Source organism: Quatrionicoccus australiensis, from assembly GCF_020510525.1.
GTDB classification, from domain to species: domain Bacteria; phylum Pseudomonadota; class Gammaproteobacteria; order Burkholderiales; family Rhodocyclaceae; genus Azonexus; species Azonexus australiensis_B.
The window spans coordinates 50,022-74,004 of record NZ_CP075188.1; the positions used below are offsets into that span (position 1 = coordinate 50,022).

Genomic DNA, 23,983 nt, shown 5'->3' on the forward strand with positions numbered 1-23,983 from the left:
AGGGAGCCGAAAAAAAGGCGCCACAAACCGGCTGGGTTTGCGAGCGCCGTTGATCATTGCCAAGCCTGGCCCCAGTGCAGGGTCGCAGCGCTCCTTGGCAGAGGCGCTAGTTTACCGGCCGCCGCCCGGCCTGCCAAGTGCCTTGATTTATCTAGCCTTTCGTTGCGACGCGCTGTGAGGTCTTCTTGACGCCGCCGGAAGCCAGGTCGAAATGCACCATGAAGTAGGTTTCCTCCATCGGGGTGACGCCGGCGATGCGCCATTCCCAGATGTCTTCGCCGAGATTGTCGAACACCACCTTGGAGCCCGGGGCGCCGATCAGACGGCGAACTTCGGCGCGAGTCATGCCGTCGCGGATCTTCGCAAGATTGGCCGGGGTCAGGACCTGCTCCATTGTGCGGACGATCTGGTCGCTGCCGATGGTGATCATGTAGCAGCTCGTACCGTTCGGCTGGCGGTTGTATTCCCAGGTGACGCTGCCGTCGTCGTTGCCGAACTCGTAAGCCGGGTTGCCCATGCGCGAACGGACTTCGGCGGCGGTGGTGATGCCCGGCTTGATCTCGGGCAGGTTGACCGCGTCGCAGGCGGGCAGCAGGGCTGCGCCGATGGCGGCGAACACGGCGCTGATCCAGGCGGGGATTTTCATTTCTTGCGTCTCCATTTGCGGTGAGCGAAAGCGCCCAGGCCACCAAGGCTGAGCAGGCCGGCCATGCCGAGCGACAGGGTCAGGGTCGAACCCCAGAGCAGCGGCACGATCAGGCCGGCGGCGATGCTGTTGGCGCCGGACTGGAAAAAGGTCTGACAGGACGCGGCGAGACCGCGTTGTTCGGGGAAGGGATCGAGGGCGAGCAGCGTCAGGCTGGGCATCGCCAGCGACATGCCCAGCGTGTAGACGAAGATCGGCATGACGCTCCACGGCAGGCCGGGCGGCAGGGCGAGATTGAGACTGACATTGAAAATGGCGGCGCTGACCATCAGGAGATAGCCGAGGCCTATGGTCTTTTCCGGCGAACGCTTGCCGGCCAGGCGTCCGGACAACCAGGCACCACCCATCAGGCCGCTCATCGCCGGGCCGAACAGCCAGAGGAAGCCGGTTTCCGGAACACCAAGGTGTTTCATCAGGAAAGTCGGCGCCGACAGCACGTAGATGAAGAAACCGAGGAAATTGAGCGACAGCGCGGCGCAGGCAAACAGGAAGCGCGGCGAGGTCAAGACCTTGAAATAGCTGCGGCCGAGGTAGGCGGGCTGCAGCGACTGGCGTTTTTCCGGCGGCAGGGTTTCCGGCAGCAGTTTCCAGCAGGCGAAGCCGAGCGCAGCGGTCGACAGCACCAGAAAGGCAAAAATCGAGCGCCAGCCGAAAAAGGTCTGCAGCCAGCCGCCGATGACCGGTGCGATGGCCGGGGCGAGTGCGAACATCATGGTGATCTGCGACATCAGGCGCTGCGCCGGCGGGCCGTCGAACAGGTCGCGCACGATGGCGCGGCTGATGACGATGCCGGCACCGGCCGTAACGCCCTGCATGGCGCGCCAGAACCATAGCTGCTCGATGCTGGTGGCGACCAGGCAGCCAACCGAGGCCAGTCCGAACAGGCCGAGTGCGGCAAGAATCACCCGGCGGCGGCCAAAGCGGTCTGAAATTGCGCCGTGCCACAGGGTCATCATGGCAAAGGCCAGCAGGTAGACAGAGAGTGTCTGCTGCACCTGCAGCGGTGTCGCGTGCAGTTTTTCGCCGATCTCGTGAAAGGACGGCAGGTAGGTGTCGATGGAAAACGGGCCGAGCGCCGAGAGCGCGGCCAGCAACATTGCTATGCCGCGTGGTGCGGGACGGGCTTTAGTCATGGGTGAGACGCCGATACTGAATGGCTTCTCCGACATGCGGGGCGAGGATTCGTTCGCTGCCGGCCAGATCGGCAATGGTGCGGGCGACCTTGAGAATGCGGTGCCAGGCACGCGCAGAGAGATCGAGGCGGGTAATCGCCTGCTTGAGCAGATTGCTGCCGGCGTCGTCCGGCACGCAGTGCACTTCGACCTCGCCGGCCGTGAGCCGGGCATTCGGTTTGTGCTGGCGCTCGTATTGCCGGGTGGCCGCCGGTTCGACCCGCTGGCGTACGCTGGCCGATGTTTCGCCATCGCTCTTGCCGCTCAGCGCCTCGGCCGGCAGGGCCGGGACTTCGATCAGGATGTCGATGCGATCCAGGAAAGGTCCGGACAGACGGCCTTTGTAGCGGGCAATCTGGTCGGGCGTGCAGCGGCATTTGCCATTGCTGTGGCCATGAAAGCCGCAAGGACATGGATTCATTGCGGCGACCAGCTGGAATTCGGCCGGAAATTCGGCATGACGGGCAGCTCTGGCAATATGGATGCGGCCGGTTTCCAGCGGTTCACGCAGGGTTTCCAGCACTTTTCGGTCGAATTCCGGGATCTCGTCAAGGAAGAGAATGCCCTGGTGCGCCAGGCTGATTTCACCCGGACGCGGCGGATTGCCGCCACCGACCAGCGCGACGGCCGAGGCGGTGTGGTGCGGCTGGCGATAGGGCCGGATGCCGAACGATTCGGGGCGAAACTGCCCGGCCAGCGACAGCACGGCCGCCGAAGCGCGTGCCGCTTCAATCTCCAGCGGCGGCATCAGGCCGGGCAGGCGGGCCGCGAGCATGGATTTGCCGGAGCCGGGCGGGCCGATCATCATCAGGGAATGGCCGCCGGCCGCCGCAACTTCGAGCGCGCGCTTGGCCTGATGTTGGCCGCGGACCTCGGCAAGGTCGGGGAAAACCGGCGGTTTTTCACTGTCGACCGCTGGTGCTGCCGCGAGCATTTGCTGCCCGGCCAGATGGGCACAGACTTCGAGCAGGGAGTTGGCGGCAAGAATATTGTCGGCCCCGGTCAGGGCTGCTTCCCGGGCGCTTGCCTCGGGCAGGATGAAAGCCTTGCCATTGCCGGCGGTCTGCAGGGCCATGGCCAGCGCGCCGCGAATCGGACGCAGTTCGCCGGAGAGCGACAACTCGCCGGCAAACTCATGATCGGCCAGTACCTTGGCGGGGGCTTGACCGCTTGCCGCGAGAATGCCCAGTGCGATCGGCAGGTCGAAACGCCCGGACTCCTTGGGCAGGTCGGCTGGTGCGAGATTGACAGTGATGCGCTTGGCGGGAAACTCGAAGCCAGAATTGAGAATGGCGGCGCGCACGCGGTCGCGCGCTTCCTTGACTTCGGTATCGGGCAGGCCGACCAGCGTGAAGCTGGGCAGGCCGCTGGCAATATGCACCTCGACCAGAACCGGAGGTGCGTTGAGGCCGTCAAGTCCGCGACTGTGAGCGACGGCCAGTGCCATGTCTTAAGCCTGACCTGCCTTTTCCAGCGCTTCGATGCGGGCTTCCAGTTCTTTCAGCTTTTCGCGGGTCCGGGCCAGCACCTGGGCCTGCACATCGAACTCTTCGCGGGTCACCAGGTCCAGCTTGCCGAGCAGGCCACTGATTACGGCCTTGGCATTCTTTTCAATATCCCGGGCGGGTGAATTGGCGAGCAGCGCGCTGATTTTGGCGCCGAAATCTTCAAGGGTTTTGGGGTCTAGCATGACTTTCCTCCGTAGAATCCCAGTTTATCACAGCGCATGTTGCACTCATTTTGGAATGCCGCTCGTATGTGGTGCGTGACAATCTGTAACCGCACGAATTTGGTGCGTCAACTTGGTGCTGATTCCCTGATGCCAGTTGCAAATGCATGATTTTTATTGAGAAAATCACCTGGCACGCCTCGTGCTATTTCTGTTCGGCACATCTTTTATTCAATGCTATTCAAACTGTACTGTAGGAGAGAAATAATGAAAAAATCCCTGATCGCTCTGGCACTGGTTGGTGCTTTCGCCGCTCCGGCTTTCGCTGAAGAAGCCGCTGCCCCGGCCGAGCATACCTTCACCGCCAACATCGGCGCCGTGACCAACTACGTTTTCCGCGGTATTACGCAGAGCCAGCATCAGCCCGCCATCCAGGGTGGTGTCGATTATGCTCACTCGAGCGGTATTTATGTCGGTACCTGGGCTTCTTCCATTGAATGGGTGAATCGTCGCGATTTCGTCTATCAAAAAGACAACAACATCGAACTCGACCTCTACGCTGGGTACAAGGGCGCGATCGGTGACTTCAGCTATGACGTTGGTGCCATTCGCTATTTCTACCCGGGTGATTTCACTACCAGCACAGGTGCATTGGTTACTGCCAACACGACCGAAGCCTACATTTCCGGCTCCTGGAAGTACTTCACCCTGAAGTACAACCGCGCACTGACCAGCTTCATCGGCTGGGGCGGTACGAGCAGCGAAAACAAGAGTAAGGGCAGTGATTACATCGACCTGACCATGACCTATCCGATCGATGAAACCCTGAATGTGATCGCCCACATTGGCCATCAGAACGTCAAGAACAACAGTTTTGCCAGCTACAACGACATCAAGCTGGGCGTGACCAAGGACTTTGGCTTCGCTGTGGTTGGTCTGGCTTACACCGCGACCGATGCCGATCATAAGCTTCTGAACGGCGACTACAACTTCTCTGGCAAGAATGCCGGCAAGCAGGTTCTTGCTGCCTCGATCACCAAGACTTTCTAATCCGCTTTAAAACTTCCCCGCCGGTGACCCGGCCGGCGCTGGCGGGGAAGCAACCAATATCAACCCTTGTGAGGAACTACTCATGAAATTCGTTACCGCCATCATCAAGCCGTTCAAGCTTGACGAAGTGCGTGAGGCGCTTTCCGCCATTGGCGTGCAAGGCATCACGGTCACTGAAGTGAAGGGTTTCGGCCGGCAAAAAGGGCACACCGAGCTGTATCGGGGTGCTGAATATGTCGTCGATTTCCTGCCGAAGGTCAAAATCGAGGCTGCCGTGAAGAGCGAGCAACTCGACCAGGTCATCGAAGCCATCGAAAAATCCGCCAGCACCGGCAAGATCGGTGACGGCAAGATTTTTGTCTTCGAACTCGAACAAGTCATTCGTATCCGTACCGGTGAAACCGGTACCGATGCCCTGTAAGGAGATCGCGCAATGAAACGCCTATTTGCAATGCTCGCCCTGCTCGGCGCCGTCGGTTTTGCCGCGCCGACCTGGGCTGAAGAAAAGGCCGCTCCGGCCGAAGCAGTCACGGCTCCGGCCGCTGCTGCTCCCGCCGCCGCAGCTCCGGCTGCCGAGGCTGCCCCTGCCGCTGAAGCTGCCCCTGCTGCCGCACCGGTCCTGAGCAAGGCCGACAACGGCTGGATCATGGTTTGTGCCGCGCTGGTCATCCTGATGTCCATTCCCGGTCTGGCGCTGTTCTACGGCGGTCTGGTCCGTACCAAGAACATGCTGTCGGTGCTGATGCAGGTTTTCGTGACCTTCTCGCTGATCTCGCTGCTCTGGGTGGTTTATGGCTACTCCGCAGCCTTCACCGAAGGCAACGAGTTCTTTGGCGTACTCGACAAGCTCTTCCTGAAGGGCGTCACGCCGGATTCGCTGGGTGCGACCTTCTCCAAGGGTGTCGCCATCTCCGAACTGACCTTCGTGGTCTTCCAGGGCGCCTTCGCCGCCATTACCTGCGGCCTGATCGTCGGTGCCTTTGCCGAACGTGCCAAGTTTGCTGCCGTGCTGGTCTTCATGGTGATCTGGTTCACGCTGTCCTACATCCCGATGGCTCACATGGTCTGGTACTGGGCGGGTCCTGATGCCTACATCGATGCTGCTGCTGGCGAAGCTGCTGGCAAGACCGCTGGCTTCCTGTTCCAGAAGGGCGCACTTGATTTCGCCGGCGGTACCGTCGTGCATATCAACGCTGCTGTTGCCGGTCTGGTCGGTGCCTACATGGTTGGCAAGCGCACCGGCCTGGGCAATGTCTCGATGGCTCCGCACTCCCTGACCTTCACGATGATCGGTGCTTCCCTGCTGTGGTTCGGCTGGTTCGGTTTCAACGCCGGCTCCGCTCTCGAAGCTTCCGGTGGTGCTGCTCTGGCCATGGTCAATACCTGGGTTGCCACGGCTGCTGCCGCGCTGTCCTGGATGTTTGCCGAATGGATGCTCAAGGGCAAGCCGTCGATGCTGGGTGCTGCTTCCGGTGCCGTTGCCGGTCTGGTTGCGATCACCCCGGCTGCCGGCTTCGTCGGTGTCATGGGCGCCATCATCATCGGCCTGCTGGCTGGTGTGGTCTGCCTGTGGGGCGTCAATGGCCTGAAGAAGATTCTCGGTGCTGACGACTCCCTCGACGTTTTCGGCGTCCATGGCGTCGGCGGCATCCTCGGTGCCATGCTGACCGGTGTCTTCGCTGATCCGGCTCTCGGCGGCACGGGTGTCTATGACTATGTTGCCAACGCTGTTGGTGCCTACGACATGACTGCTCAGCTGATCTCGCAAGCCTGGGGTGTCGGTACCGTGATCGTCTGGTCCGGCGTGGTCTCGCTGGTTGCCTACAAGCTGGTCGATATCGTTATCGGTCTGCGTGTGCCGGAAGACGAAGAGCGTGAAGGTCTTGACCTCACCTCGCACGGCGAAACCGCTTACCACCACTAAGATCGTTGTTTGGAGGCTGGTCCTGCGACCGGTCTCCAGCTTGCCAGGAGCAAGCCTGAAAATCTCTGTAGTCTCTCTCCTTCGGGCACCTTCGGGTGCCCGTTTTTTTTGCCGGCAATTCCGGTTTTTGCCTTTTTTCAGGCGTCGACCGCCAGGCAGGGACTTACTTGATCAGCGGGAGGAGGGCGCGGAACTGTTCGGTGTCGGCGGCGTGCAGCCACTCGAAAAGCACCATCTCGGTGGTGACGATGCCGACTCCGCCGGCGCGCAGGCGCTCGATGGCGGCGCTGCGGTTTTCCGGCGTGCGCGAAGAGGCCGCATCGGCGACCAGATAGACTTCAAAGCCGGCCGCGAGCAGCCCGAAAGCAGTCTGCAGCACGCAGACATGGGTTTCGGTGCCGGTCAGGATGACCTGCTGTTTTTGCGCGCTGCGCAGCAGATCGAGCACGCCGGGCTCGGCCGTGCAGGAGAAATGCGTTTTCTCGAAAAAACGGGCGTCGTGTGCCGCCGCGCGGACGGCTTCGAGGCTGGGCCCCAGGCCGCGTACGTATTGCTCGGAAACGAAGGCCGGCACCTCGAGCTGGCGGGCAGCTTCAAGCAGGCGAACGGAATTGGCGACGACGCGCTCGCCGTCATGAATCGCCGGCGCCAGCTTCTGCTGCAGGTCGATGACCAGCAGCAGCGAATCTTCGCGCCGGATCAGCATGGGCTCAGCGGAAGACGATGGTCTTGTTGCCATGCACCAGCACCCGGTCTTCCAGGTGGTAGCGCAGGCCGCGGGCGAGCACGGTCTTCTCGATGTCCTTGCCGTAACGGACCATGTCTTCCGGCGAATCGGAGTGATCGATGCGGATCACGTCCTGCTCGATGATCGGTCCCTGATCGAGTTCGGCCGTCACGTAATGGCAGGTCGCGCCGATCAGTTTGACGCCGCGCTCGTAGGCCTGGTGATAAGGCTTGGCGCCGGCAAAGCTGGGCAGGAAGCTGTGATGGATATTGATGATCTTGCCGGCCAGTGCCTCGCACAATTCCGGCGACAGAATCTGCATGTAGCGCGCCAGCACCATGGTGTCGCCATGCACATCCGCAAAGATGCGCTGCATCTCGGCGTAGGCCGCCTTCTTGTTGTCGGCGGTGACCGGCACATGATGGAAGGGGATGCCATGCCATTCGACGAAGCCGCGGAAAGTATCGTGGTTCGAAATGACACACGGGATCTCGATGTCGAGTTCCTTGGCCTGCCAGCGCGCCAGCAGGTCGTAGAGACAGTGTTCCTGCTTGGAAACCATGACCACGACACGTTTCTTGACGGCGCTGTCGTTGATTTGCCAGGTCATCGACAAGGGCTCGGCGACTTCCGTGCGGAAGCGCTCGCGGAACTCGGCGAGCAGGCAGGGCAGCGAATCCGCCTTGATCTCGATGCGCATGAAATAGCGACCGCTCAGCACGTCCGAGTGGAAGCTCGACTCGAGAATCCAGCCGCCATTGCCGGCGATGAAGCCGGAAACGCGGGCGATGATGCCGACCTGGTCGGGGCAGGAAGCGGAAAGAGTGTAGAAACGGTCGCGATGCATGGTTTTCAGGATCGAGCTATTAGGATCGAGGATCCAGTGGGGTTGGTCTTGCTAGGTCACTGGATCTCAGGCAATAAACTGAGGATTGGGGTATTAGGATCGAGGACCCAGCGGGTTTGATCTTGCTAGGCAACTCGATCCTAACGACTAGCAGCTAGCAAATGCCTTGTCGATTTCGCTGCGCAGGTCGTCGTAATTGAGGACGACCGGATACTGCGGGAATTCGCGGATGACGTTTTCCGGCGGATGGAACAGGATGCCGCCGTGGGCTTCGCCGAGCATCGCCGTGTCGTTGTAGGAATCACCGGCGGCGACGATGGTGAAGTTCAGTTCCTTGAAGCGCTTGACCGCTTCCTGCTTCTGGTTCGGCATGCGCAGGTGGTAGGCGACCAGCATGCCGGAAGTGTCGGCTTCCAGCGAATGGCAGAACAGCGTCGGCCAGCCGAGCTGGCGCATCAGCGGATGCGCGAATTCGTAGAAGGTGTCGGACAGGATGACGACCTGGTAATCCTCGCGCAGCTTGTCGAGGAAGGCGCGCGCGCCCGGCATCGGGCCCATTTCGGCGATCACCTTCTGGATATCCGGCAGACCGAGCTTGTGCTCGCGCAGGATGTTCAGGCGGTAGGTCATGAGCTTGTCGTAATCCGGCTCTTCGCGCGTCGTGCGCATCAGCTCGGGAATGCCCGTGCGCTTGGAGAATTCGATCCAGATTTCGGGAACAAGGACCCCTTCGAGGTCAAGGCAGACGATTTGCACGGGTTGGCTCCTGCGGAGGTATTCGGAAGGGGGCGATTTTACCTTATGAGGGATGGGATTCGGCTGGTTTTGGGGTTTTTGGGGGAGCTGACCGGTGAGGATGCTTCCTTGGTGGGTAAGGAGGGGGGCTTGCCGATATTGGAATGTTGTCTTCGTTTGGCGGTTGGGTATTGCCCCTGCTTGGCGGGGGCTTTGCTTGCAGAACCGTTGGGTTCCGCGCTGGCGGCGCGGGCGTACTTTCTTTTGCTTCGCCAAAAGAAAGTAGCCAAAGAAAAGGCGACCCCCGGGTCGGCGCCGGGCGTTGCCCGGTTCCTTGCGCTACTCGGTCGTCCGGGCGGCTTGCTAAACTCGCCTGCGGCTCAGACAGACGCAAGCCGAAATCCCCCGGCCGTCCTGCGTTGCTCAGCGCCTCTCAGGGGGACCCGAAAGGCGTCTCGGAACAACGGCTCTGCCCAGAAAAAAAACAAAAAGGGTGTTTTTTAGCGGTCGACCGCTTGAAACAGGGCAAAACCATTTTGAGCGGTTCGGCGGCGACGCTTTTCCGGGTCCCCATGTGGAGCGCCGAGCAACGGAGCTGATGGCGGAAAGAGGGCGAGGACTGTCTGAGGCCCGCAGGGCCGAGTTCCGCAGCCCCCGCCAGCAGCGAGTAGCGCAGGGAAGTCGGCAACGCCGACCGCGTAGCCTGGGGTCGCCTTTTCTTTGGCTACTTTCTTTTGGCGAAGCAAAAGAAAGTACGCCCGCCCGCAAGGCGGAACCCCCACGCCACACAAGAACAACATTCTCCGTAGCCGAGACGCCCCGCAAAGGCGGAACCCCCACGTAAAACACATATCGCACCCAACGTAGCCGAGACTAAGCCCAAAAAAGAGCAAAACCGGAGGTCAGTCGACCGCCGGCAACCCCTCCAGTGCCTCATGCACCTCCAGCCAGCGCATCTCCGCTTCATCAATCTGTTCGCCCAGCAAAGCCGCCTGCTTGTGCATTTCTTCGCTTTTTACACGGTCGACCGATGTGTAGAAGTCAGGATCGGCAAACACGGTTTCCAGCGCTGCCTTTTCCTCGTTCCACTTGGCGAGTTTCCTTTCGAGCTGCTCGATTTCCTTGAGCAGCGGCCGGCGCTGGCTGAGGATGGCTTGGCGGTTCGCCTTGGCATCGGCCCGTGACTGCAGGCGTTCGCTTTTCTCGGCCGCCATTTCCGGCTCGGCGGCGCGTTCGGCGCTGCGCTGGGCGGCCAGCCAGGCGGCGTAGTCGTCGAGGTCGCCGTCGAATTCGCTGGCTTTGCCGTCGGCGACGAGGATCAGTTCGTCGGCGCAGGTGCGCAGCAGGTGGCGGTCGTGCGAGACGAAGACCATGCCGCCTTCGAAGTCCTGCATGGCGAAGGTCAGGGCTTCGCGCATTTCGAGGTCGAGGTGGTTGGTCGGTTCGTCGAGCAGCAGCAGGTTGGGCTTGGTGCGGATGAGCAGGGCCAGCGCCAGGCGCGATTTTTCGCCGCCCGAGAAGGGTTCGATGGCGCGCATTGCCATGTCGCCGCGGAAGTCGAAGCCGCCGATGTAGTCGCGCAGTTCCTGTTCCGGCGTTGTTGGTTCGAGGCGGACCAGGTGTTGCAGCGGCGATTCATCGGGGCGCAGCTGTTCGAGCTGGTGCTGCGCGAAATAGCCGATATTGAGCGCCTTGGCTTCCTTGCGCTCGCCGCCCTGTTGTTCGATGGCGCCGGCGAGCAGCTTGATCAGCGTCGATTTGCCGGCGCCGTTGCGGCCAAGCAGACCGATGCGACAGCCCGGGCGCAGCACGAGCGAGACATGGTCGAGGATCTTGTGGTCGGCATAGCCGGCCGAGGCTTTTTCTATGCTCAGCAGCGGGTCGGGCAGGGCACTGGGCGTCCGGAAGCTGAACTGGAAGGGCGAGTCGGCATGCGCCGCGGCGACCATTTCCATGCGCTCCAGCGTCTTGATCCGGCTCTGCGCCTGGCGCGCCTTGGTCGCCTTGGCGCGGAAGCGCTCGATGTAGCTGGAAAGGTGGGCGATCTGGCGCTGCTGCGCTTCATAGGCCGATTGCTGCGTTGCCAGGCGCGCGGCACGGGCGCGTTCGTAGTCGGAATAGCCGCCGCTGGTCAGGGTCAGGCGCTGCAGGTCGATGGCGAGGATCTGGCCGACCACGGCATCGAGGAAGTCGCGGTCGTGCGAAATCAGCAGCAGCGTTGCCGGCGTGTTCTTGAGCCAGGTTTCCAGCCAGAACACGGCGTCGAGATCGAGGTGGTTGGTCGGCTCGTCGAGCAGCAGCAGGTCGGCGCGGCAGGACAGGGCGCGCGCCAGGTTGAGGCGGACGCGCCAGCCGCCGGAGAATTCGGCCACCGTGCGCGTGAAGTCGGCATCCTTGAAACCGAGGCCGTGCAGGATTTCGGCGGCGCGCGCCTTGGCCGAGTAACCTTCGATTTCGCCGTAACGGGCATGCAGGTGGCCGATCGCGACGCCGTCGCCGCGCGCTTCGGCGGCGGCCAGTTCGCGTTCGACACGACGCAGTTCGAGGTCGCCGTCGAGCACGAATTCGAGCGCCGTATCGGGCAGGGCCGGGGTTTCCTGGGCGACGCGGGCGATGTGCCAGCTGGCCGGGATTCCGACATCGCCCGATTCGGCGTGCAGTTCGTTGGCAAGCAGGGCGAACAGGCTGGATTTGCCGCAGCCGTTGGCGCCGACGACACCGACCTTCCAGCCGGGGTGGATCTGGACAGAAGCATCGATGACCAGCGGGCGGCCGGCGCGGGCGAAGGTGACTTGGCGCAGTGCAATCATGAGGCGGCAGATTATAGCGGCGGGCTGCTAAAATCCCGCGCATGATCAAGCAGATTCGCTCCGAACAGCTCAAGCCGGGCATGTACATCCACGACCTGAATTGTGGCTGGCTGGATCATCCCTTCGTTTCCAGCACTTTCAAGGTGCGCGACGAGGCGACGGTCAACAAGATCATCGAACTCGGCATCCGCGAGCTCTACATCGATACCGTCAAGGGCGCCGATGTCTGGGAGGCGCGCACGCAGAGCGAGGTCAATGCCGAGCTTGAGCAGCGCATGCAGGAAATCGCCGCCAAGAAGTCGGAGCGGCCGGTGGTCGTCGAGTTGCGCGAAGAAACTGCACGTGCCCGGCGCCTGCATGGCGAAGCCAACAAGATCGTGCGCAACCTGATGGAAGACGTCCGTTTAGGGCAAAAAATCGAGGTCGACCGTCTGGCGCCGCTGGTCGAGAGCACCGTCGAGTCCATCTTCCGCAACCAGGATGCCTTGCTGCCGCTGGCTCGCCTGAAGAACCACGACGATTACACCTTCGAACACTCGGTCAGCGTCTGCGCGCTGCTCGTCGCTTTTGGCCGTGCCATGAAGCTGGGCAAGGAAGACATTCGCGAACTGGCGATGGGCGGTCTGCTGCACGATGTCGGCAAGGCCTGCATCCCTGACGATATTCTCAACAAGCCGGGCAAGCTCGATGACGCCGAGTTCGCCAAGATGCAGTCGCATGTCGTGCAGGGTGTTGTCCTGCTGCAGCAAAGCGGCGGTATCAGCAAGATTGCCTTGCAGGTGGTGGGCGAGCACCACGAACGTTTCGACAGCACCGGCTATCCGCGCCACCTGGGCAGCGAAAAAATCTCGCTGTACGGCCAGATGGCGGCGATTGTCGATGTCTATGACGCCATTTCATCGGAGCGCGTCTATCACAAGGGCATGCCACCGCCGCAGGCGCTGAAGAAGCTGCTCGAGTGGAGCAACCACCACTTCGACCCGCAGCTGGTCAAAACCTTCATCCGTGCCATCGGCGTCTATCCGACCGGTACCCTGGTCCAGCTCGAAAGCAAGCGGCTCGGCGTCGTCGTCGAGCAGAATGAAGGTAACCTGCTCGAACCGGTGGTGCGCATTTTTTACCACGCCGGCCAGAAGCACTACATCCCGCCCGAAACCGTGGATATCTCCAAGGTTCAGGACAGCATCGCCAGTTTTGAGAATTACGAAAAATGGAATATCGATCCCTATCACTGGCTGCCTGCCTGATCAGCCTCGCTTGTCTGGCGACTCCAGCGCTGGCGGAAGAGGCGGTTGATCCGGCCTTGCAGCAGGACTGGAAGGCGCGTCTCGACAAGGCGGCTGCCCTGCAGGCCGAAGGCAAGCAGCGCCAGGCCGAGGCAGCGCGCGTGCAGGCGCAGAAAAATGCCGAGTGCGAGCACCGGTTTTTCGTTAATAGCTGCCTGAACGAAAGTCGTGAGGAGTACATGGCGGTATCCCGCCAGGCCCGCCTGCTGGAAAACGAAGGCAGCGCCATCGAACGTCAGGTCAAGAAAGAACAATTGAGCGAACGCGACCGCCAGCAGCGTACCGAGGCGCCCAAACGTGCCGCTGAGCTGCAGGCACGTCAGGCAGAAACCGCCGCACTACGTGACGAAGCGGCAAGCCGCGAAACAGCAATCCGCGCCGACAAGGAAAAGAAGGCCGAGGAAGGTGCCCGGCGCAAGGCCGAAGACGCTGCCAAGCAGCGCCGCAAGCAGCAGGAGCATGCGGCCCGGGTTGCCGAAAAGATGGACAAGGCGGCGCGACGGGCGGCCGAAGCATCGGGGCAGTAGGCGAGCCGCATTGATGATCCGCAAAATTCCGATCCGCCAGTTGTTGCCCGGCATGTATGTCGTGGATCTGCACAAGCATTGGCTGGAGCACAACATCTGGCAGCGCCGCTTCATGATCCGCGACGAAGCGCATGTCCAGAAGCTGGTCTACGAAGGCATCGAGGAAGTCAGTATCGATCTCGGCCGCGGCATCGATGTTCCGCCGCCGCCACCGCCGCCGGAACGGGGTTCGACGGAGTTCGAGCGCAAGTTCCTGTCGCTGGCCGAGCGCTTTGCCCCCGGGCCGCGCCAGGTCTCGCTGGGCGAAGAGCGGCGCCGCGCTGCACGTTTGCTCAGCGACGCCGGCAGCATGCTCAACGAGCTGATGATTGCTGCCCAGATCGGTCGCGAGGTCGATGCGGCGCGCCTTGAGCCGCTGGTCGGCAAAATGATGGAGTCGATCCGGCGCAATCCCGATGCGCTGGTGCCGCTGGCCCGCCTGAAAACCCGTGATGCCTACGCTGCCGACCATGCCGTCGCCACCGCCGGCCTGATCATCGCGCTCGGCCTGCAGCAAGGCCTGCCCGACCCGGAAATCGAGAAGCTGGCGATCGGCACCATGCTCAAGGACATCGGCCAGGCGGCGCTCGACGAAACCCTGATCACCAAGCCCGGCATGCTGTCGCAGGCCGAGTATTCGACCGTCAAGAGCCATGTCGAGGAAGGCCTGGCCGTGCTCGAGGCGACCTCGCGCCTGTCCGAGACCTCGGTCGCCGTCGTGCTTGAACACCACGAGCGCTACAACGGCTGCGGCTATCCCTATCGTATGGCCGGCGACGAAATTTCCGCCGCCGGGCGCATGGCGGCGATTGTCGATACCTACGACGCGATGACTTCGGATCGTCCCTATCGCCAGGCCATGTCGCCGGCGCTGGTGCTGCGCCAACTCTTCGAACAGGGCGGCACGCAGTTCGACCCGACCCTGGTTTCCGCCTTTGTCCGCACGGTCGGCGTCTATCCGGTCGGAACGCTGGTCTTGCTGGAAAGCGGCCATCTCGCGGTGGTCGACGAGCTGCACCAGGACAATCTGCTCAGCCCGCTGGTCCGCGTCATCTTCCACGCCGGGCGCCGGCAGTATGTGGCGCCGGTCGAGGTCGACCTGTCGCGCAAGATCGGCAATCACTACGGCCAGATCGTGCGCGCCGAAAACTACGAGCGCTGGGGACTCAGTCCGCTGCGCTGGCAACCTGCCTGATCAGCTTGCGGATCGGCGTCGGCACGCCGGCGTCGGCAGCCTTGGCGATTTCCACCCACTCCAGGCCCGGCTCGGCGCAGACCTGATTCGTCGCCACCTCGCACAGCACCGGCTGCAGCGTCAGGCGAAAATGCGTGAACACATGCTTGAACGGTGCCAGTTCGCGTTGCCCGGTAACTTGCAGACCTAGGCGGGCGAGCACGCCGGCCGGCTCGCCTTCGGGCGGCACCAGCAGGCCGCCCCACAAGCCGCTCGGCGGGCGTCTTTCGAGCAACAGGCGCTGGCCGTCGCTGATCAGTACGAAACTGCTGCTGCGCTCGGGCACGGCCTTGCGCGGCTTGGCCTGCGGCAGTTCGCCCTGACGCCCGTCGCGGCAGGCGACGCATTCGGCGGCAAGCGGGCAGTAGCCACAACGCGGCCGGCCGCGCGTGCATAGCGTCGCGCCGAGATCCATCAGGCCCTGCGTGTAGGCTTCGATATCAGTTTCCGGCAGCAGCGACTCGGCGAGTTGCCAGAGCGCACGGTCGACCGGCGCCACGCCGGGAAAACCGTCGATGCCGAAATGCCGGCACAGCACGCGCTTGACGTTGCCGTCGAGAATCGCGGCGCGCTGCCCGAAGGCAAAGGCGGCCACCGCCGCAGCGGTCGACCGGCCGATACCAGGCAATTCCACCAGTTGCTCGCTGGTTTTCGGGAATTTTCCGGCGTGGACCGCTACGATCTGCTGCGCACAGCGATGCAGGTTGCGCGCCCGGGCGTAATAACCCAGCCCGGCCCAGTGCTCGATCACCGCCTCGATCGGCGCGGCGGCGAGGGCGGCGACATCGGGAAAGCTGGCGAGAAAACGTTGGTAATAGGGAATCACCGTCGCCACCTGCGTCTGCTGCAGCATGATCTCGGAAAGCCAGATGCGGTAAGGATCGCGCGTGTTCTGCCAGGGCAGGTCATGGCGCCCGGCGACTTTCTGCCAGGCGATCAGGCGGGTGGTGAAGGAATGCGGAACGGCCAATTCTGCCTCGACGTAGGGGGCGGGAGCACGGATAATACGGCCTTTTCCCGCCGGACCCCCCGATGTCTCAAGCTCAAACCGATACCCGCGCCCTGCGCAACGCCCTCGGGCAATTTGCCACCGGTATCGCCATCGTTACCGCCATCGATCCGGATGGCCACCCCATCGGGCTGACCGTCAATTCCTTCTCCGCCGTCTCGCTCGACCCGGCGCTTGTCCTCTGGTGCCTCGACAACGGCTCGCACAACCTGGCCGCCTTCCAGCGCGCCAGCCATCACGCGATCAACATCCTGTCGGTTGACCAGAAGGATCTCTCCAACCGTTTCGCCACTTGGCCGGCCGACCGCTTCGTCGGTATCGACTGGCAAGCCGGCGCTGGCGGCGCCCCGGTTTTCCCCGGCTGCTGCGCGACTTTCGAAGTTGCCAACGCAACGCAAACCGCCGGCGGCGACCACACCATCTTCATCGGTCGCGTCGAACGTTACGCCCAGGCCAGCGAACTCGCCCCGCTGCTTTTCCACGCCGGCCAGTACCGCACGCTCGCCGACTCCTGAGAAAGATTGAACCGACCGCCTTCTGCGCATAGAATGGCGGCCAGTCACCCAGAGCGGGCGTCGTATAATGGTAATACCCTAGCTTCCCAAGCGTGCGATGCGAATCGCAAGGTTTACGAGTCCCCAGTCAGACGCTTAATTCTGACAAATCTTGACTCGCTATATCCACCCGCCCGGGTGGGTTCCTTGTCGGTGAATGCCGAACAAGTAATTGTGCTGCTATCTATAAGGGCCTGTGATCGTCCGTTGGAGACAATGGAGTAGCAGGGGCAAGAAAATAGACAGCACCGGGGTTTCAGCACCCCGTAGCCTAGGAGCAGTGCGTCACTGGTAACGGTGAGGTGCTAAGCGCTCTGACAATGTAGCCACCTTTAGGGGTACGCCATACCCCGCGAGGGGTTCTGGCGTGATATCGGAAGTTGCATCCGATTGAGGCGCTAGGCTGGGCTGGATGGCCAACGTAAGTGAATCGCTGTTAAACACCGTCAAGCTTGATGAGCCAAAAGCAACTTGTTGTATCGGGCTCTGCCAAAAGGCACGTGATCGGTTGTCCTCCTGCTTGGTGGGGACACGCTGACATGGCATCACCGGTGGAAAAGCGGGGCCTTCCCAGTTCTGTTACTTGCTCGGAACGCAGTAAGCCTGATTAGGCGTTCTTTAACAATTAGGCAATCCATAACACCCCGGCCAGACGAGAGTCTGGTTTGGGAACGTTATCGCTTACGTGTTTGAGAACAAGACGCCCCGCAAGGGTCGTTTTACCTGAGCAGGTAGAGGAGGATGGAAAAAGCGAATGTCTGCCTGTAATGGGCAGGATAGGGGATGAAACGATTGCCCTGACGTGAAAGCGTGCTGACTTCCATCTGGTGACTCTTCGTGAGAAGGGTCTGTGTAATCGCTAACCCGAGGGGGTTGATGCTACAATCCCCGACCGGGGAAAAGTTGCGTCTTCCTCCAAAGGTTCAGAGCGGGCGTCGTATAACGGCTATTACCCTTGCTTCCCAAGCAAGAGACGAGGGTTCGACTCCCTTCGCCCGCTCCATACAACCGGAGGTTGATATGGACGCAACGCAGTTCAATTGCGATGTCGCCTCTACGGCTTGGCAGTCTTGGCACGAGATTCAATGGGTCAAAGCTTATCAAGTTGTCGCGAGGTTACAGACACGTATTGCGAAGGCAGCAAAAGCAGGGGAGTGGCGGAAGGTTCGCACCTTGCAGAGACTCCTGACTAAATCGAGCGGCGCAAAAGCGCTGGCAGTTCGGCGGGTCACGGAGAATCAAGGCCGGAAAACTCCAGGTGTGGATCAACAAACCTGGGATACGCCGGAAGCGAAGTGGAAAGCGGTCGTTGATCTTGGCAACAAGAGATACAAGCCGTTACCGCTACGTCGCATCTACATTCCGAAAGCAAACGGTGAAAAACGCCCTCTGGGCATACCCACCATGCGTGATCGGGCGATGCAAGCGCTGCATTTACTGGCGCTGGAGCCTGTCGCTGAAACAACTGGCGATCATCATTCCTACGGATTCCGACGTGAGCGTTCGACGGCAGATGCCATCGAACAAGTGCGAAACGTGCTGGGCCGGAAAGCTTCCCCGAAATGGGTGCTGGAAGGAGACATCAAAGGCTGTTTTGACAACATCAGTCATGACTGGCTGGTTGCCAATGTCTGCATGGACAAGGGCATCCTTCGGAAGTGGTTGAAAGCAGGTTTCATCGAAACGGGAAGGCTATTCCCAACGCAAGCAGGTACGCCACAGGGAGGCATCATTTCCCCGGTTTTGGCGAACTTGGCACTGGACGGCCTGCAGCATGAGTTGACCACACTGTTCCGAACAGTGCGGGATGCACGTGCGGCAAAGGTCAATCTGGTGCGTTATGCGGACGACTTCATCATTACGGGTAGCTCGAAAGAGTATCTGGAAGAGAAGGTCAAACCCTTGGTGGAGAAATTCCTAGCCACTCGGGGCCTCATCCTCTCGGAGAAGAAGACCAAAATCACGCATGTGACGGAGGGGTTCGACTTCTTGGGGTGGAATGTCAGGATGTTCAATCGAATGCTGGTCACTCAGCCGTCGAAAAAGAATATCAAGGCGTTTCTGGGGAAAATCCGCAGTCTGTTGCGGGAAAGAAAAGCTGCCAGACAGATTGAGGTGATCGAAAAGCTGACCCCGGTAATCAGGGGGTGGGCTAACTATCATCGAAGTCAAATGGCATCCCGGACGTTTGCAAGGTGCGACCATCAAATCTGGCAAGCATTGTGGCGCTGGGCGTGCCGCCGTCACCCGAACAAGGGAAAGCGGTGGATCAAACAGCGTTACTTCAAATGCCTCAAGGGGCGTGACTGGCTTTTTGCGGATCAGGACAAGTTACTACCGGTCTTGGCGGGATACCTGAAAAGGCCCCATATCAAGATCATGGGGGAAGCAAATCCATATGATCCAGCGTACGACAGCTACTTTTCCAAACGGCTTGCAAAGCGAATGGACAAGACGCTCGAAGGACGACGCAAGCTTCGCTGGTTGTGGTGGTGGCAGGAAGGTGAATGCCCCATCTGCAATCAGAAGATCACGAGAGAAACTGGGTGGCATCTTCACCACATAATCAAACGATCTCAGCGAGGTTCGGACAAGCTGACCAATCTGGTCCTGCTACATCCGAATTGCCATATGCAACACCACGTTCTGGAGAAAACCGGAGTTGCTGCCGGTGCCTCGATGTTCAAATAGGGGTGCTTATGGGTTGCTTGAGCCGTATGCGGGGAAACTTGCACGTACGGTTCTTAGGGGAGGGGATTATCGTGAGATAATCCCCTTACCCGCCTAGAGCCGTGGGTTCGATTCCCATCGCCCGCTCCACATAGAATTCTCGCAGGTCGTTGATCTGTTGACGGAAGCCAGCCAAACACGGTTGGCTTTTTTGTTTTCTGGTCGATTTCTGGTTTTGCTGAATAGGCTGAAAACAATAGGCAGCCGGTGGCGACCGTAAATGTGAGGATGAAGACTTTTCCGGCATTACTTGCAAGCGAGCCAGGTCAGGATGATTGCAAGAAGTTGAGTCACATGCGGTTGTTTTATCGCATCGATCAGGGCGAGGATAACGGGACTGGATTGCTTGTCTGTTTTCATGCTGATCTCGTTAAAAAGAGAGAATTTGGAGAACCGTCCTGATTTAGAAATAGGGCGTAATTGCACATTTGAAAACTACCCACCTGTGTTCTGGTAAGCAGAGTTTGTCTTACTCTTTCTTCATCCCGCAGGGGGATGTCCTTCCCCAGCAGAAGGCGATATCTGCAACTTGGCCAGATCCAAAAAATGTGCTTAATCATCACCGTTTCTATTCCTTGGTTACCTTTAGGCAAGCAATAACAATCCGGCTAATAATCCAAAGGATTCCAAGTATTTCAACCATTGCGGCAATATGCGGGGTCTTCAGTAGATCCAAAAATTGGGTGATCAGGGAGGTGTCAATGTCAAATTTCATGGTTGGATTTCCTTTCTTTGCTTAAGTGATTGCGATGATCTTGCCGTGTAAGCCAGCATTTTTATGGGCTGACCAAGTTGTTATTTTTGAAACCTTCCGATTCGCTAGAGAAGCCCTTGCAAACCGCAGGAAAGCGACGGTCCTTGGAATGTCTTTGCGGCTAACGTAACGCGTGAACACTGAGATACGCGCACCGTATTTCCTGGGGTGAGTCCCCCCAACATCTAGACGCTCGCAACCTTTAAACTTAGGCAAAAAGGAGAAGTGATGAGCAGCAAGCGTTGTCACGTCAGGCAAGCCAAAGTAGTCGCTCATCCTCATCCAGGCATTTCCTCGTCTTTTCGCCCGTCGACCGCCCCGGAACCCGAATGAACAACCCCTTTCTCGAAATTGCCGAGTTGCAGTTCCTGCAGGGCGACGATGCGGCGGTTTTGCGCACGGCGCGGATGGGGCTGGCCCTGGCGCCGACGCATCCCGAATTGCTTGAAATCGCCGCGACCTGTGCGGAGCGTCTGGGTGACGACGCTGATGCCGCCGATTGCTGGTCGGCACTGTTTGCCGCCAATCCGGCGGCGGTGCATGCGCTGAACAGTCTGGCCCTGGCGCGCGAGCGGCTTGGCCAACCGGAGGCGGCCGAGGTGGCTTATCGCCAGGCGCTGGAACTGCTGCCGGACGATGCCAACCTGCATGCCAATCTCGGTTTGCTGCTGGAAAAATCCGGGCGTCTGGATGCGGCGGAGACTCACCAGCGGCAGGCCATGGCGTTGGCACCCGATTCGGCCGAGATTCATTCCAACCTGGCCGCGCTGCTGGCCCGCACCGGGCGCGAGACGGAGGCGGAAAGTCTCTACCGGATGGCGATCCGGCTCGATCCGGCGTTTGCCACGGCGCATTCGAATCTTGGCGTACTGCTTGTCGATACCGGGCGCGAGGCAGAGGCCGAGGCGAGTTTTCGCGAGGCCTTGCGTCTGCAGCCGGACTATCTGCAGGGGCGGATGAATCTTGCCCAGTTGTTGCTCATGCAGGGGCGTCTGGCGGAGGGCTGGCCGCTTTACGAAAGCCGGCAGCAGGTCTATGTCGAGGCGGGCAGCGGCCCGGCCGTGCATTTGCCGCCTTGCCCGCAATGGCAGGGCGAGCCGCTGGCCGGCAAGTCCATCGTCGTGCTGCCGGAGCAGGGGATGGGCGACGAGATCCAGTTCGTGCGCTATCTCGCCTGGCTGAAGGACCAAGGGCCGGCGCGCCTGACCCTGGTCTGCCGGGCGGCGCAGAAGGCCTTGCTGCAGACGCTGGCCGGGCCGGATGTCGTGCTTGAACTGGGCGAGGCGGCGCCGTATCTTGCCGCGCACGATTACTGGGTCTTCCTGCTCAGTTTGCCCTTGCACGCCGGCACGACGCTGGCGACGCTACCTGCGACAACGCCCTACCTGTTCGCCGATCCGCAGCGGCACGAGCGCTTCGCGCCGCTGTTGGCAGGCGATGGCCTGCGCGTGGGGGTTGTCTGGCGCGGCAACCCGCTGCACAGCAACGATGCCGATCGCTCGTTGCCCGGTCTGGAGACGCTGGCGCCGTTGTGGGCGATTGCCGGCGTGCGCTTCTTCAGCCTGCAGAAGAGTCCGCTCGAATTGCCGCCGCTTCCCGCCGGCCAGCCGCTGGTTGATCTCGGGCCGCAGCTTGGCGATTTTGCCGATACGGCGGCGGCGCTGGCCGGGCTCGACCTCCTGGTCACGGTCGATACCTCGGTCGCCCATCTCGCCGGTGCGCTCGGTGTGCCGTGCTGGGTGCTGCTCCCCGCCTACAAGTCCGACTGGCGCTGGCAGAAAGGGCAGAGCGACAGCCCGTGGTATCCGTCCCTGCGCCTGTTCTGGCAGACGCAGCGCGGCGACTGGGCGAGTCCGGTGGCTGAGGTCGCGGCGGCCCTGCAGGATTTCTTGCGCGCGAGACAGATCGCCTGAAAATTGCCCGTTTTTAGCGGTCGACCGCTAAAAAGCAGCGATTTTGCTGTCAGCCGAGCAGCTTGCGCTGGTCGAGGAATTTTTCCAGGATTTCGAGACGGGCGAGCGGGTCTTCGAGTTCGAGCAGCTTCTGCTTGGCGAGGTTCTGGACGGGCAGGATCTCGGTGATGCGGTAGCCGACCCATTCTGCGTCATCGAAATGATGCGGCTCCGGCATGCGCTCCGGACCGAGGTCGCCGACCACGCGGCGCAGCAGCGGCAGCAGGCGCTGGCGTTCGGCCGGCATGGCGAGCGGGCCGTTGTCGGCAATGATCTCGACGCGCGCTTCCTGCAACTGGGCAGCGCCCAGGCGTTTTTCCAGGATGCGGAAGCGGCGCCCGCCGCGCGCGGTGATCTGCAGGATGCCGAGCTGTTCCATTTCCCAGTCGCCGATCTCGGCCAGCGTGCCGACCGGGTGCGGCTCGGCGGCCGGACCGGTTTCCTCGCCGCTGGCGATCAGGCAGATGCCGAAGGGCTTGTTTTCCTTCATGCAGGCGGCGGCCATGTCGAGATAGCGCTGCTCGAAAATCTTCAGCGGCAACACGCTGCCCGGGAAAAGCACGGTCTGCAGCGGGAAGAGCGGAATGTCCATGGTTTCGACGACGGGGCCGGACGGCGTGCGGGAAAAGTCAAACCAGCCCATCATTCGCCCCAGCGTTGCATCAAGGTGTGCGGCACGCCGATCTGGTCGAGGACGCGGGCGACGACGAAGTCGACGATGTCCTGCACGCTTTGCGGGTGATGGTAGAAGCCGGGGCTGGGCGGCAGGATGACGGCGCCGGCGCGTGACAGGCGCAGCATGTTTTCGAGGTGGATGGCCGAGAACGGCGTTTCACGTGGAACCAGCACCAGCTTGCGGCCTTCCTTCAGGACGACGTCGGCGGCGCGTTCGATCAGATTGTCGGCCAGGCCCTGGGCGATGGCGGCCAGCGTGCCCATCGAGCAGGGGCAGACGACCATGGCGTCGGGCGGGTTGGAACCGGAGGCGACCGGCGCGAACCATTCCTCGCGGCCGAAAACGGCCAGTTTTTCGGCGTCGACCGCTGGAAAGCGGGCGAGCAGGGCAGCCTTGGCCTCGCTCGGTCGTGACGGCAGTTCGAAATCCAGTTCCTGCCGCGCGACGACCTGGGAGGCCTGCGAGTAGAGCAACTGCACCTGGCAGCCGGCGTTGAGCAGGCATTCCAGCAGGCGCAGGCCGTAGGGCATGCCGGAGGCGCCGGTCAGGGCAAGGCAGATGGTCTTGGGCATTAGCGGACTTCCGGTGGGGCGGGTTCAGCCAGCAGTTTAGCCGCGATCAGGCCGTTGATGGTGCCGAAGACCAGCGCCGCGCCGGCAAAGACTGGGGTGAGCAGGAATACGCCGTCGTGCGGGATCAGCCAGACGCGGGCGAGCAGCAGCTGGCCGCCGATATGCGCGAAGGCGGCAAGAATCGACAGGCTGACCGGGCCGAACCAGCGTTGCGGCAGGTGCCGGGCGAGGCCGAGCGTGAGCAGGCTGAGCGTCGTGCCGGTCAGCGACAGGAAGAAGCCGGGCGCGAGGAAGTAGCCGAGCAGCAGGCTGCCGGCCAGCACGCGCAGGCCGCTGACCCAGACCGCCGTACCCCAGCCGTAGCGCGCGAGCACGACAAGGGTGACGATATTGGCCAGGCCGGGCTTGACGCCGGGCAGCGGCGACGGGATCGCCGCATCGACCAGCGACAGGCCGACCGCCGCCGTGGCCAGCCAGGCGACACGACGGTCTTCGGCGGTGACCGCGATTTGAGTCATCCCGTGGCGTGGCCCGAGGTCTCCTTGCCACGCTGTACCTTGGCCGTGAGTATTGCCTGTCCCGCTCGCCTCGTCTTGAATGGCAGCGGCTGCGCCAGGCTCGCGCTCAGTAACTGATCGAGTCATAGACCTTGGTCCTGCCGGCAATCTGGACGCTGACGCGGTTCGGGGCGCAGATGGCGATTTCGCCGGGGCGCATCAGCCAGCCCTGCTTGACACAATATTGGCGCGGTCCGGGATCGGAAACAACGCGGGCACGGCCGGGTTCGACGGCGATCAGCGTCGTGCCGAGCGGGCCGCTGACCTCGAATTGTTTGCGGCTGCGCAGATCGACTTCGGCAAAGATCTGACCCTCCTGGCGAATGATCGCGCGCTCGGCCATGCCGCCCTGCCAGAAGAGCGGAATGCTGCCGCCGACGGCCACGGCGCCGAGCAGCATGACCAGCCAGTCGCCGGGGCGGAGCAGGTTCAGCCAGTGCATGACGGCAGGTA

The 23,983-nt window shown here is 61.5% G+C and carries 23 protein-coding genes, 1 tRNA gene and 1 riboswitch; of the genes, 10 read left to right on the top strand and 14 right to left on the bottom strand.

Annotated features, from left to right (window positions below; translation table 11 throughout):
• Positions 1–34: 34 nt before the first annotated feature.
• Positions 35–102, bottom strand: a riboswitch (S-adenosyl-L-homocysteine riboswitch).
• A gap of 49 nt (positions 103–151) precedes the next feature.
• The 4 genes from bamE to KI612_RS00225 are packed head-to-tail and all read right to left on the bottom strand — an operon-like array spanning position 152 to position 3,568.
• Positions 152–646, bottom strand: a complete 495-nt coding sequence (gene bamE / locus KI612_RS00210; protein ID WP_226441817.1) for an outer membrane protein assembly factor BamE domain-containing protein — start codon at positions 644–646, stop codon at positions 152–154.
• A complete protein-coding gene (locus KI612_RS00215) occupies positions 643–1,839 on the bottom strand; it encodes a multidrug effflux MFS transporter (protein ID WP_226441818.1) in 1,197 nt (398 codons plus the stop codon). The genes bamE and KI612_RS00215 overlap by 4 nt, the downstream gene beginning before the upstream one ends.
• A complete protein-coding gene (locus KI612_RS00220) occupies positions 1,832–3,325 on the bottom strand; it encodes a YifB family Mg chelatase-like AAA ATPase (RefSeq protein ID WP_226441819.1) in 1,494 nt (497 codons plus the stop codon). Before KI612_RS00220 ends, KI612_RS00215 begins: the two co-directional genes overlap by 8 nt.
• Positions 3,326–3,328: 3 nt before the next feature.
• The gene (locus KI612_RS00225) at positions 3,329–3,568 is read right to left on the bottom strand and encodes an accessory factor UbiK family protein (protein WP_226441820.1); all 240 of its coding nucleotides are present in this window, start codon (positions 3,566–3,568) and stop codon (positions 3,329–3,331) included.
• A gap of 246 nt (positions 3,569–3,814) precedes the next feature.
• On the opposite strand from KI612_RS00225, the gene KI612_RS00230 reads away from it, so the two are divergent.
• From KI612_RS00230 to KI612_RS00240, 3 genes are all read left to right on the top strand, one after another.
• Positions 3,815–4,597, top strand: coding sequence for a TorF family putative porin (locus KI612_RS00230; RefSeq protein WP_226441821.1), 783 nt, complete (start codon positions 3,815–3,817; stop codon positions 4,595–4,597).
• A gap of 82 nt (positions 4,598–4,679) precedes the next feature.
• On the top strand, positions 4,680–5,018 hold the full coding sequence (gene glnK / locus KI612_RS00235; protein WP_226441822.1) for a P-II family nitrogen regulator: 339 nt from the start codon (positions 4,680–4,682) through the stop codon (positions 5,016–5,018).
• Between the two features lie 12 nt (positions 5,019–5,030).
• The gene (locus tag KI612_RS00240; protein ID WP_226441823.1) at positions 5,031–6,521 is read left to right on the top strand and encodes an ammonium transporter; all 1,491 of its coding nucleotides are present in this window, start codon (positions 5,031–5,033) and stop codon (positions 6,519–6,521) included.
• 163 nt (positions 6,522–6,684) lie between these two features.
• On the opposite strand, the gene KI612_RS00245 is transcribed toward KI612_RS00240, so the two are convergent.
• The 4 genes from KI612_RS00245 to KI612_RS00260 all read right to left on the bottom strand — a co-directional run bounded on the left by KI612_RS00245 (position 6,685) and on the right by KI612_RS00260 (position 11,640).
• Positions 6,685–7,227: a hydrolase gene (locus tag KI612_RS00245; protein ID WP_226441824.1), complete on the bottom strand. Its 543-nt coding sequence runs from the start codon at positions 7,225–7,227 to the stop codon at positions 6,685–6,687.
• A 4-nt stretch (positions 7,228–7,231) separates the two neighbouring features.
• Positions 7,232–8,095, bottom strand: a complete 864-nt coding sequence (gene purU, locus KI612_RS00250; RefSeq protein WP_226441825.1) for a formyltetrahydrofolate deformylase — start codon at positions 8,093–8,095, stop codon at positions 7,232–7,234.
• A 147-nt stretch (positions 8,096–8,242) separates the two neighbouring features.
• Positions 8,243–8,851, bottom strand: a complete 609-nt coding sequence (gene thrH / locus KI612_RS00255; protein ID WP_226441826.1) for a bifunctional phosphoserine phosphatase/homoserine phosphotransferase ThrH — start codon at positions 8,849–8,851, stop codon at positions 8,243–8,245.
• A gap of 881 nt (positions 8,852–9,732) precedes the next feature.
• A complete protein-coding gene (locus KI612_RS00260) occupies positions 9,733–11,640 on the bottom strand; it encodes an ATP-binding cassette domain-containing protein (RefSeq protein WP_226441827.1) in 1,908 nt (635 codons plus the stop codon).
• Between the two features lie 41 nt (positions 11,641–11,681).
• Between KI612_RS00260 and KI612_RS00265 the strand changes: the two genes are divergently transcribed.
• The 3 genes from KI612_RS00265 to KI612_RS00275 are packed head-to-tail and all read left to right on the top strand — an operon-like array spanning position 11,682 to position 14,687.
• On the top strand, positions 11,682–12,887 hold the full coding sequence (locus KI612_RS00265) for an HD-GYP domain-containing protein (RefSeq protein WP_226441828.1): 1,206 nt from the start codon (positions 11,682–11,684) through the stop codon (positions 12,885–12,887).
• Positions 12,851–13,453, top strand: a complete 603-nt coding sequence (locus tag KI612_RS00270; protein WP_226441829.1) for a hypothetical protein — start codon at positions 12,851–12,853, stop codon at positions 13,451–13,453. The genes KI612_RS00265 and KI612_RS00270 overlap by 37 nt, the downstream gene beginning before the upstream one ends.
• Positions 13,454–13,466: 13 nt before the next feature.
• Positions 13,467–14,687 (top strand): HD-GYP domain-containing protein, encoded by a 1,221-nt coding sequence (locus KI612_RS00275; protein ID WP_226441830.1) that lies wholly within the window; start codon positions 13,467–13,469, stop codon positions 14,685–14,687.
• Here KI612_RS00275 and mutY read toward each other — a convergent pair.
• Entirely contained in the window at positions 14,659–15,696 is a 1,038-nt protein-coding gene (gene mutY, locus KI612_RS00280) for an A/G-specific adenine glycosylase (protein WP_226441831.1), read from the bottom strand. The genes KI612_RS00275 and mutY overlap by 29 nt on opposite strands.
• Before the next feature lie 62 nt (positions 15,697–15,758).
• On the opposite strand from mutY, the gene KI612_RS00285 reads away from it, so the two are divergent.
• The 3 genes from KI612_RS00285 to ltrA all read left to right on the top strand — a co-directional run bounded on the left by KI612_RS00285 (position 15,759) and on the right by ltrA (position 18,980).
• Positions 15,759–16,250 (top strand): flavin reductase family protein, encoded by a 492-nt coding sequence (locus tag KI612_RS00285; RefSeq protein WP_226441832.1) that lies wholly within the window; start codon positions 15,759–15,761, stop codon positions 16,248–16,250.
• Between the two features lie 967 nt (positions 16,251–17,217).
• A tRNA-Gly gene (locus KI612_RS00290) sits at positions 17,218–17,292 on the top strand.
• 17 nt (positions 17,293–17,309) lie between these two features.
• Positions 17,310–18,980 (top strand): group II intron reverse transcriptase/maturase, encoded by a 1,671-nt coding sequence (gene ltrA, locus KI612_RS00295; protein WP_226441833.1) that lies wholly within the window; start codon positions 17,310–17,312, stop codon positions 18,978–18,980.
• Positions 18,981–19,587: 607 nt separating this feature from the next.
• On the opposite strand, the gene KI612_RS00300 is transcribed toward ltrA, so the two are convergent.
• Entirely contained in the window at positions 19,588–19,734 is a 147-nt protein-coding gene (locus KI612_RS00300; RefSeq protein WP_226441834.1) for a hypothetical protein, read from the bottom strand.
• Positions 19,735–20,102: 368 nt separating this feature from the next.
• On the opposite strand from KI612_RS00300, the gene KI612_RS00305 reads away from it, so the two are divergent.
• A complete protein-coding gene (locus KI612_RS00305; protein ID WP_226441835.1) occupies positions 20,103–21,686 on the top strand; it encodes a tetratricopeptide repeat protein in 1,584 nt (527 codons plus the stop codon).
• A gap of 49 nt (positions 21,687–21,735) precedes the next feature.
• Here the strand turns inward: KI612_RS00305 and KI612_RS00310 are convergent, their stop codons facing one another.
• The 4 genes from KI612_RS00310 to KI612_RS00325 form a co-directional block, all read right to left on the bottom strand.
• Complete coding sequence (locus tag KI612_RS00310; RefSeq protein ID WP_319002966.1) at positions 21,736–22,371, bottom strand: LON peptidase substrate-binding domain-containing protein; 636 nt, start codon at positions 22,369–22,371, stop codon at positions 21,736–21,738.
• Positions 22,368–22,973, bottom strand: coding sequence for a flavin prenyltransferase UbiX (locus KI612_RS00315; RefSeq protein ID WP_226441836.1), 606 nt, complete (start codon positions 22,971–22,973; stop codon positions 22,368–22,370). The genes KI612_RS00310 and KI612_RS00315 overlap by 4 nt, the downstream gene beginning before the upstream one ends.
• Positions 22,973–23,491 carry a Gx transporter family protein gene (locus tag KI612_RS00320; protein ID WP_226441837.1) on the bottom strand — a complete coding sequence of 173 codons (519 nt, stop codon included), beginning with the start codon at positions 23,489–23,491 and terminating at the stop codon, positions 22,973–22,975. The genes KI612_RS00315 and KI612_RS00320 overlap by 1 nt, the downstream gene beginning before the upstream one ends.
• A 106-nt stretch (positions 23,492–23,597) precedes the next feature.
• Complete coding sequence (locus tag KI612_RS00325) at positions 23,598–23,972, bottom strand: NusG domain II-containing protein (RefSeq protein ID WP_226441838.1); 375 nt, start codon at positions 23,970–23,972, stop codon at positions 23,598–23,600.
• Between the last annotated feature and the right edge of the window lie 11 nt (positions 23,973–23,983).